Genomic DNA, 8,702 nt, shown 5'->3' with positions numbered 1-8,702 from the left:
CCGTCAGCCCGGGCGCGGCCGCGGCGGTGCCACCCGCTCCGCCGGTCGCGGGAAATCCCCGGGGGTCGGTCAGCGAGCCGAGGACCGCCGTCGGGGCCGCCGTGCCCGTGAGCGTCTCACGCAGCATCCGCACCCTGTCGAGGAGCACCGGCCCGGTCTCGGGCCGCGCGGCGGGGTCCTTGGCCAGCATGGCCATGACGAGAGCCGCCACCGGCGCGGGCACGGTCCCGGGCAGCGGCGGGGGCGTGTCGTTGAGGTGCCGCAGTGCCAGCGCCACCGGGGTCTCCGCCGTGAACGGCGGGCGGCCGGTGAGGCACTCGTAGGCCACCACCCCGAGCGAGTAGACGTCGCTCGCCGGGGTCAGGGCCGTGCCGGACGCCTGCTCCGGGCTCACGTACTGGGCGGTGCCGAGGATCAGGCCGGTCGCGGTCAGCGGCGCCGCCTCCAGCGCGCGGGCGATGCCGAAGTCGGTGATCTTGACCTGTCCGTCCTCGGTGACGAGCAGGTTGCCGGGCTTGACGTCCCGGTGGATCACCCCGGCCCGGTGCGCGGCGTACAGGCCACGGGCGGCCTGCTGGACGACGTCGAGCGTGACCTCCGGCCCGAGCGCGCCGTTGCGGGCGAGGATGGCCGACAGCGGCTCGCCCCGCACCAGCTCCATCACGAGGTAGGCGAGGCCGTCGGTCTCGCCGTAGTCGAAGACCTGGGCGATGCCGGGGTCGGTCAGGGCGGCGGTGATCCTGGCCTCGGAGCGGAACCGGTCACGGAAGGTGGCGTCGTCCGCGACGTGGCGGCCGAGCAGCTTGATCGCCACCTCCCGGCCGAGCAGTTCGTCGTCGGCCCGCCAGACCTCGCCCATGCCACCCGCGGCAATGGGGGAGGTCAGCCGGTATCGCCCGCCGAGCACCGTGTCGTTCATGCGTCCGTCACTGTCCCAGCACCGCCTGCATGACGTCGTGGGCGATCGGCGCGGCGACCGCGCCGCCGGTGGCGTCGTTGCCGGCGCTGCCCGACTCCACGAAGACCGCCACGGCGACCTTGGGGTTGTCGACCGGGGCGAAGGAGATGAACCACGCGTGCGACGGCTTGCCCGGCAGGGTCTCCGCCGTGCCCGTCTTGCCGGCCACGGTGATCCCGGGAAGCTTGGCCGCGCCGCCGGTGCCGCGCTCGACCACGTTGATCATCATCTTGGTCAGCTCGCCGGCGACCTCGGGGCTGACGGCCTCGTCCAGCTCGTCGGGGTCGGTCCCGTCGATCTCCGAGCCGTCCGCCATGATCTTGTTGACCAGGTACGGCTTCATGACCGTGCCCTGGTTGGCGATGCCGGCCGCGACCATCGCCATCTGCAGCGGGGTCATCTGGTTGCTCTGCTGGCCGATCGCGGTCTTGGCGAGGGCGGCCTTGCTCTCGTCCGGGCCGATGTCGCTGGGCGAGACCTCCAGGGGGATCTCCAGCGGCTGGCCGACTCCGAACTTCTCGGCCTGCTCCTTCAGCTTGTCGTAGCCGACGTCCATGCCCATGATGGCGAACGGCGTGTTGCAGGAGATCGTCAACGCCTCGACCAGCGTCGCCCGGCCGCCGCACGACTCGCCGTGGTAGTTGGGCAGCGAGATGTTCGTGCCCGGCAGCGGCAGCGAGTCGGGCGCGTCGACCTGGGTGTTCTCGTCACGCGACTCGTCGTCGCTGAGATAGGCCGCGGCGGTCACGGTCTTGAACGTGGACCCCGGGGCGAACGTCAGGTTGATGGCCCGGTTGAGGAGCGGCTTGTTGTCGTCCTTGTCCAGCTTGTTGTAGGCCTTGTTGACGGTCCCCTTGTCCGCCTTGGCCAGCGGGTTCGGGTCGTACGACGGCACCGACACCATCGCCAGGATCTTGCCGGTCTTCGGTTCGAGCGCGACGACCGCGCCGCGCTTGCCGGTGCCGGCCAGGTCCTTGTACGCGACCTCCTGGGCCTTGGTGTTCAGCGTGAGGTCGACGCTCGCGCCCTTGGCGGGCTTGCCGGCGACCATGTCGATCGCCCGGCGGACGACCAGGTCGGGGTGGCTGCCGTCGAGGTAGCGGCTCATCGCGGCCTCGATGCCCGCGGCGCTCTCCGGCGCGAACCAGCCGACCACGTGCGTGAACGGCTTGCCGAGCGGATACTCCCGCTCGAACCGGAACTTCTTGTCGCCGGTGTCCACCGTCTTGGCCAGGGTGGTCTTGCCGTTGTCGGCCGTGATCCAGCCGCGGTCGACGTTGTAGCGGGCGTACAGCATGCGCACGTTGCGGGAGTCGTTGCGCAACCCCTCGGCCCGTACCGCGCCGAGATACGTCACGTTGGCCATGAGCAGGCCGAACATGAGCAGGCAGGCCACGGCGACACGCTTGAGCGGGCTGTTCATCGCTGCATCACCTGGGTCATCCCCTCGTCCTGGATCGCCTGCGGCGGCGGGCGGCGGGCCGCGTCGGACATCCGTACGAGCAGGGCGATGAGCATCCAGTTGGCCAGCAGGGCCGAGCCTCCGGCGGACATGAACGGCGTCACCAGACCGGTCAACGGGATGAGCCGGGTCACGCCGCCGACGATGATGAACACCTGCCAGGCCAGGATGAACGACAGGCCGCCCGCGAGCAGCTTGGTGAACGGGTCGCGGGCCGCCAGCGACGTGCGCAGCCCCCGCTGCACGATGAGCGCGTAGACCATGAGGATGGCCATCAGGCCGGTGAGGCCCAGCTCCTCGCCAACCGCCGTGAAGATGAAGTCGGAGAACGACAGCGGGATCTGGTAGGGGTAACCCTGCCCGAGGCCGGTGCCGAGGATGCCGCCCGAGCCCATGGCGAACATGCCCTGCATGAGCTGGTAGCTTCCGGCGCCCGCGTCGTACAGCCGCTGGTCCTCCGCGTGCAGCCAAACGTCGAATCGGGCCTCGACGTGGCTGAAGATCTGGCCGGCGACGAAGGCGCCGCCGACGAACAGCAGGATGCCGATGAGCACCCACGAGGTGCGCTGGGTGGCGACGTAGAGCATCACGATGAACGCGCCGAACAGCAGCAGCGAGCTGCCGAGGTCCTTCTGCAGGACCAGGACGCCGAGGCTGATCATCCAGGTGATGACGATGGGACCGAGGTCGCGTGCCCGGGGCAGGTCGATGAACAGCAGGCGGCGGCCCGCGAGGGCCAGCACGTCGCGTTTGGCGACCAGGTAGCCCGCGAAGAAGACGACCAGGGCCAGCTTGGCGAACTCGGCGGGCTGGATGCTGAAGGGGCCGACGCCGACCCAGATGCGCGCGCCGTTGATCTCTTTGCCGATGAAGGGCAGCATGGGCAGCACCAGCAGGCCCAGCCCGGCGAAGCCGGCGGTGTAGGTGAAGCGCTGCAAGACGCGGTGGTCTCTCAACGCGATCAGGACCGCGGAGAACATCACCACGCCGAGCGCCGTCCACATGAGCTGGTTGGCCGCCGACGCGAGTTTCTCGCCGGCCAGCTCGATCCGGTAGATCATCACCAGGCCGATGCCGTTGACCAGCGTCACGAGAGGAAGCAGAAGAGGGTCGGCCCATGGCGCCCACTTGGCCAGCACCAGGTAGGCCGCGAGCATCAGACCGCCGAGGCCGAGGCCGTAGCCGAGCATGCCGGACGGGACCTTGCCGTTGATCCCGAGCCCGACGCTGGCGTACGCGCCCATCACGATCAGCACGGCGAAGGCGAGCATGCCCAGCTGGGCCCCCCGCCTCTTCGCGGTCATCGGTACGGGCGTGGCTTCGACAGCAGTCACTTACTGGACCTCGTGGGGGTCGGCGTCGCCTCGGTGTCCGGCGTGGGGGCCGCCGAGGCGCCGAAATTCTTGATCCTGGTGATCCCGGCCTGCAGGTCGTCGACCGGGATGCCGCTGCGGACCTGGTCCTGTTGCACGGCCGGCAGCGTCGAGACGCGTAGGTGGTCGGTGTAGGCGACCTTCTTGAAGGACACCGGCCCGACCTCCGCGTCGACGCCCTGGAAGACGACGAGCTCGTCTCCCTTGACGCCTACGTAGAACTGGCTCTGGGTCCACTCGTAACCGAAATAGCCGCCGGCCCCGAGCGCGGCGGCGACGACCAGCACCCCGGCGGCCACTTTCGGGCCCGACCGGCGCTTGCGCGAACGCCGCGCGGAGGCCTGGGCCTCGCGCGCGGGTTCGTCGTCCAGGTCGTCGTCGGTGATCACCGGTTGCGGCGCGGTCACGGTGGCGGCCCGGCCGGCGGGGGTGTCCGGCGGCGCGGAGCGCACCCGGCCGGAACCGGCCGCGCCCACGACCGCCGCCGCCCCGAGCGGCGGCTGAAGGTCGTCCACCTCGATCACGTCGGCGACCACGCAGGTGATGTTGTCCGGCCCGCCGCCCCGGTTGGCGAGGTCGATGAGCTGCCGGACGACGTCCTCGGGATCGTCGATCGTGGTCAGGGTGTGGTGCAGGGTCTCGGCGCTGACCACCGTGGACAGGCCGTCCGAGCACAGCAGGTAACGGTCGCCCACCTGGGCCTCCCGGTCCTGCAGGTCGGGGTCGACCTCGCCGCTCCCGTCCAGCGCGCGCAGCAGGATCGAGCGCTGGGGATGGTTGGCGGCCTCCTCCTGGGTGATCCGCCCGTCGTCGACGAGGGACTGCACCAGCGTGTGGTCGTGCGTGATCTGGTACAGCTCGCCGTTCCTGAGCAGGTACGCGCGGGAGTCGCCCACGTGGACCAGCGCGAAGCGTGCACCGCTCCAGAGCATCGCGGTGAGGGTGGTGCCCATGCCTTTGAGGCTCGGGTCACGGGCCACCATCGCGTGCAACTGGTGGTTGGCGTCCCGGACCGCCGCCTCGATGGCGCTGAGCAGGTCACCACCGGAGGCGTCCCTGTCGAGGGACGACAGTGCGGCGATGGCGACCGAGCTGGCCACCTCGCCGTGGGCATGCCCGCCCATGCCGTCGGCGACGGCAAGCAGGCGGCCGCTGGCGTACGCCGAGTCCTCGTTGCCTTCACGGAGGAGCCCGACGTCCGAGCGAGCGGCGTAGCGGAGTGCGATGGTCATTTGCGCAATTCGATGACGGTTTTGCCGATGCGGATCGGAACTCCGAGGGGCACCGGGGTCGGGCGGGTCACTTTCGAGCGTTCGAGGTACGTGCCGTTCGTGGAGCCGAGATCCTCCACGAACCACTGGCCGTCCTGGGGAAAGAGCCGGGCGTGCCGGCTCGAAGCGTAGTCGTCGCTGAGAACCAGCGTGGCGTCGTTCGCCCGGCCGATGGTGATTGGCGTCTCCGTGAGGTTGATGATGGTCCCTTGCAGGGGACCACCGGTGACGATCAGCTGGCGGGGTTCACCCTTCTTGGGCTTGGAAACCGGTCGGGGTTGCTTGACCGGCTTGCGTGCGGGCGCGGGAGCCGTACGCGGACCGAACAGGTCTGTCCGGATGACGCCGACCGCGGCGATCACGAAGAACCACAGCACCGCCAGGAAGGCGAGCCGGATCAGCAGCAGCGTTAGCTCGGACATGGACCGTTTGTCTACCTCTAATCGCGCCTGAACACCAGTGTCGTACGGCCGAGGGTCACCCTCGTCCCGTCTTGCATCTCGACCCTGCGGACCGGCTGGCCGTTGACGAAGGTGCCGTTGGTCGACCCCAGGTCCACGAGCACGACCTGCGGGCCTTCCACTCTTAGCTCGGCATGATGCCGTGATACGCCGGGATCCACCAGCCGAAGATCACAATCGGTTCCGCGGCCCAGCAGCGTCACCGGTGTGGTCAGCTCGTACGACCGCTGGCCCTGGGGATCATCCTGGGTCGAGACGAGCAGCCGCGGACGCCCCTGGAACGGGTTGGGGCGGCCGGCGGGCACGTCGCTCGGCGGCTGACGGATCTCGTCCTGCTCCACCGTCGCGCCGCGGATCACCCCCGACCGGATGCGGAAAAGCCCGACCGCGAGATCGTCGGCGGTCTCGAACCGCACCCGCACCGGCCCGACGAACGAGTAGCCCTGCTCCTTGGCGTACTCCCTCGCGAGAGTGGCCAGTTCATGGCTGATGCTGTCGGCGTACACCTCCAGCCGTTCGCTGTCGGTCGTCGACAGCTCCACCACGAAGTCGTTCGGCACGAGCGTGCGACCCTGAGCGACGATCGCGGCGCGCTCGTCCATCTCCCTCTGCACGGCGCTGGCAACCTCGACCGGCTGGAGATCAGACTTGAACGCCCGCGCGAAGGCCCCTTCAACCAACCCTTCGAGCCTGCGCTCGAAGCGCTGAAGGACTCCCACCGGATACCTCCCTTCCACTGCCACTACGGTCGCGATCGCTCCGGTGCTGCACTGAGCTCCTTCGCATCGTCGTTTAGAAGGATCGTATCCGGGTTCGTAAGCACGGGCGGATACGTGCTAACCTTTCCAGGCACCCAGAGATGGGGGCCAACCGCAAGGGCAAGTGGCGGAATGGCAGACGCGCACGGTTCAGGTCCGTGTGTCCGAGAGGACGTGGGGGTTCAACTCCCCCCTTGCCCACGAGAAAGCAGCCCCGTGTGGTCGGAAGCGAAGCTTCCCTCCCGCGGGGCTTTCTCTTTGCGCAGCCCAGGGGGGCAACCCCCTGGAACCCCCGACCGGATGACAAGCTCCGCTTGGCAGTAGCCGGTTGGGGCTTTTTTCTTGCGCAACTCAGGGGGGCGGCCCTTTGGGGCGCCCGGCCGGACGACGTGCCTCGCCTGGTCGCAAGCGAAGCTTCCACGTCCGGCCTCCCCTCCCGGCCCGTACGGCACGGGCCCCGTGTGCGTATCGCGCCGGGGGCCCCGAACGAAGATCGGGGCCCCCTCCGCGCGCACTGCACATTCTCCGGAGGCCGCCTTTCAAACCACTTTCCGCGCACTTGCAGGCGGCGACCTTTACTATTTGTCCCAGCCGGTGAGCATTGGCGTCTCGTAGTGAGAGACGTCCCCGCGCCTGTCAGGCGACGAGCAGCTCACCGACCAGGGTGGTGAGATCGATCACACCGACGGGCGTGCCGCCGGCGTCCGTGACGAGCCCGAGCTGGGCTCGGGCCTCCTGCAGCAGAGTCACGGCGTCGGAGATCGTGGTGTTCTTCGCCATGCGGGGGACGGGGGTCGCCAGCTCGCCGGCCAGGCGTCCCGGCTGGACGACCGAGTCGCGCACGTGGAGCACGCCGACCACGTCGTCGGGGGTGACCACCAGCATGCGCAGGCTCCCGCCGCGCGCCGCCGTCCGGCGTACGAGCAGGTCGTCGGCGTTCGCGGGCACCGAGGGCGCCTCGCCGACGGGCACCATCAGCCGTTCGACCGGCTGGGAGTGCACCCGCAGCGCGCGGGTGAGCAGGTCGTGCTCGTCGCGATCGAGCATGCCCATCCGGCCCGACTCGGCGACCAGCATGGCGAGCTGGCGGGGCGTGCGGGTGGTGGCCAGCTCGTCGCGTGGCCGTATGCCGGCCAGCCGCAGTATGCCGTTGGTCAGCGCGTTCAGCACGGCGAGGATCGGGCGGACGACCCAGGCGAAGCCGCGGAACGGCAGCGCCAGTCCCATCGCCGCCCGCTCGGGATGCGTGAGCGCCAGCGACTTGGGGGCCATCTCGCCCACGACCATGTGCAGGAACGTCACCAGGGCGAGCGCCACGACGTACGCCACGGGCGTGCGCAGCGACTCGGGCAGCAGCGTGAGCACCGGCTCCATCAGGTGCTCGATGGAGGGCTCGGCGACCATGCCGAGGCCCAGCGAGGCCAGGGTGATGCCGAGCTGCGCCCCGGCGAGCATGAGCGACAGCTCGCGGCCACCCCTGACCGCGGCGCGGGCCGTGACCTTGGCCAGCCGGCCGCCGCTGACGGCGACCTCCTCCAGCCGGTGCCTGCGGGCCGAGACGAAGGCGAACTCGGCCGCCACGAAGAACCCGTTGGCGGCCAGCAACACGATGCCGAGCAGCACTCCGGTGAGAGAACTCATGCGGGCCTGCCCTGGAACAGCGCGGAGAACAGCTCGGTGGCGTAGTCGGCGCCGCCCGGGCCGCGGGCGGCGGTGCGGGCCTTCTCCCGCTCCGGCCGTTCCTCCTCCGGCGCCTGCGCCGATGCCACCGCGGTCGACTCCGTCGACACCCGCACCCATTCGGGGACGCGGCGGCGCACGCTCAGCACCGTGAGCACGGCCCGCTCGGCGTCCTCCCCATCGTCGTCGAAGAGATGGGGCTCGGGCACGAGGGGGGAGACGACCCGGTCACCGGGCTCGGCCATCCGGCCGAGGAGCGCGAGGACGAGCCCGGCCACGGTCTCGTAGTCCTCGCTCTCGGGCAGCCGCACGCGCGTCGCGCGCTCGACCTCGTCGAGGCGGAGGGTGCCCGGCACGTCCCAGACGTCGTCGCCGTGCCGGACCACACCGAGCGGTTCGGGGTCGTTCTCGTCCACCAGCTCGCCGACGAGCTCCTCGGCCAGGTCCTCCAGCGTCACCACGCCGGCCAGCCCGCCGTACTCGTCGATCACGCAGGTGAGCGTCTCGCCCGCGGAGGTCATCCGCCGCAGCAGCTCGGGCAGCGGCAGCGTCGCGGGGACGAGCAGCGGCGCGCGGGTGATGCCGCCGACGAGCCCGTCGGCCGGAGCGCCGGCCCTCAGATACTCGGGCAGCCCGGCCACCCCGACGACGTCGTCGGCGTCGGTGCCGAGGACCGGGTAGCGGGAGTGGCCGTGCGAACGCAGGGCGTCGAGGAACTCGGCGACCGGCCACTCCGCGC

At 70.3% G+C, this 8,702-nt stretch carries 8 protein-coding genes and 1 tRNA gene; 1 reads left to right on the top strand and 8 read right to left on the bottom strand.

The genetic code is table 11. From position 1 onward, the window contains the following. The 6 genes from AB0J39_RS35870 to AB0J39_RS35845 all read right to left on the bottom strand — a co-directional run. Positions 1–919: serine/threonine-protein kinase (locus tag AB0J39_RS35870; protein WP_363473003.1), on the bottom strand; the 919-nt coding region annotated here is incomplete at its 3' end. 7 nt (positions 920–926) lie between these two features. Next, entirely contained in the window at positions 927–2,381 is a 1,455-nt protein-coding gene (locus tag AB0J39_RS35865; RefSeq protein WP_363473001.1) for a penicillin-binding protein 2, read from the bottom strand. After that, positions 2,378–3,724 (bottom strand): FtsW/RodA/SpoVE family cell cycle protein, encoded by a 1,347-nt coding sequence (locus AB0J39_RS35860; protein ID WP_363473004.1) that lies wholly within the window; start codon positions 3,722–3,724, stop codon positions 2,378–2,380. The genes AB0J39_RS35865 and AB0J39_RS35860 overlap by 4 nt, the downstream gene beginning before the upstream one ends. A gap of 26 nt (positions 3,725–3,750) precedes the next feature. Beyond that, positions 3,751–5,025 carry a Stp1/IreP family PP2C-type Ser/Thr phosphatase gene (locus tag AB0J39_RS35855; protein WP_363472999.1) on the bottom strand — a complete coding sequence of 425 codons (1,275 nt, stop codon included), beginning with the start codon at positions 5,023–5,025 and terminating at the stop codon, positions 3,751–3,753. Continuing rightward, on the bottom strand, positions 5,022–5,486 hold the full coding sequence (locus AB0J39_RS35850) for an FHA domain-containing protein (RefSeq protein ID WP_363472998.1): 465 nt from the start codon (positions 5,484–5,486) through the stop codon (positions 5,022–5,024). Before AB0J39_RS35850 ends, AB0J39_RS35855 begins: the two co-directional genes overlap by 4 nt. Before the next feature lie 17 nt (positions 5,487–5,503). Further along, complete coding sequence (locus AB0J39_RS35845; protein WP_363472996.1) at positions 5,504–6,244, bottom strand: DUF3662 and FHA domain-containing protein; 741 nt, start codon at positions 6,242–6,244, stop codon at positions 5,504–5,506. Between the two features lie 157 nt (positions 6,245–6,401). Here AB0J39_RS35845 and AB0J39_RS35840 point away from each other — a divergent pair. Further along, a tRNA-Leu gene (locus AB0J39_RS35840) sits at positions 6,402–6,484 on the top strand. A gap of 435 nt (positions 6,485–6,919) precedes the next feature. Here the strand turns inward: AB0J39_RS35840 and AB0J39_RS35835 are convergent. Both AB0J39_RS35835 and AB0J39_RS35830 read right to left on the bottom strand, forming a co-directional pair. Next, the gene (locus AB0J39_RS35835) at positions 6,920–7,924 is read right to left on the bottom strand and encodes a hemolysin family protein (RefSeq protein ID WP_363472994.1); all 1,005 of its coding nucleotides are present in this window, start codon (positions 7,922–7,924) and stop codon (positions 6,920–6,922) included. Then, a partial coding sequence (locus tag AB0J39_RS35830) for a transporter associated domain-containing protein (RefSeq protein ID WP_363472992.1) occupies positions 7,921–8,702 on the bottom strand: 782 nt, incomplete at its 5' end. The genes AB0J39_RS35835 and AB0J39_RS35830, both read right to left, overlap by 4 nt.

The sequence above is a fragment of the Microbispora sp. NPDC049633 genome (genome assembly GCF_040675265.1).
Classification (GTDB): domain Bacteria; phylum Actinomycetota; class Actinomycetes; order Streptosporangiales; family Streptosporangiaceae; genus Microbispora; species Microbispora maris.
The sequence above is the reverse complement of the archived record's forward strand: the minus strand, read 5'-3'. Positions and strand labels throughout refer to the sequence as shown.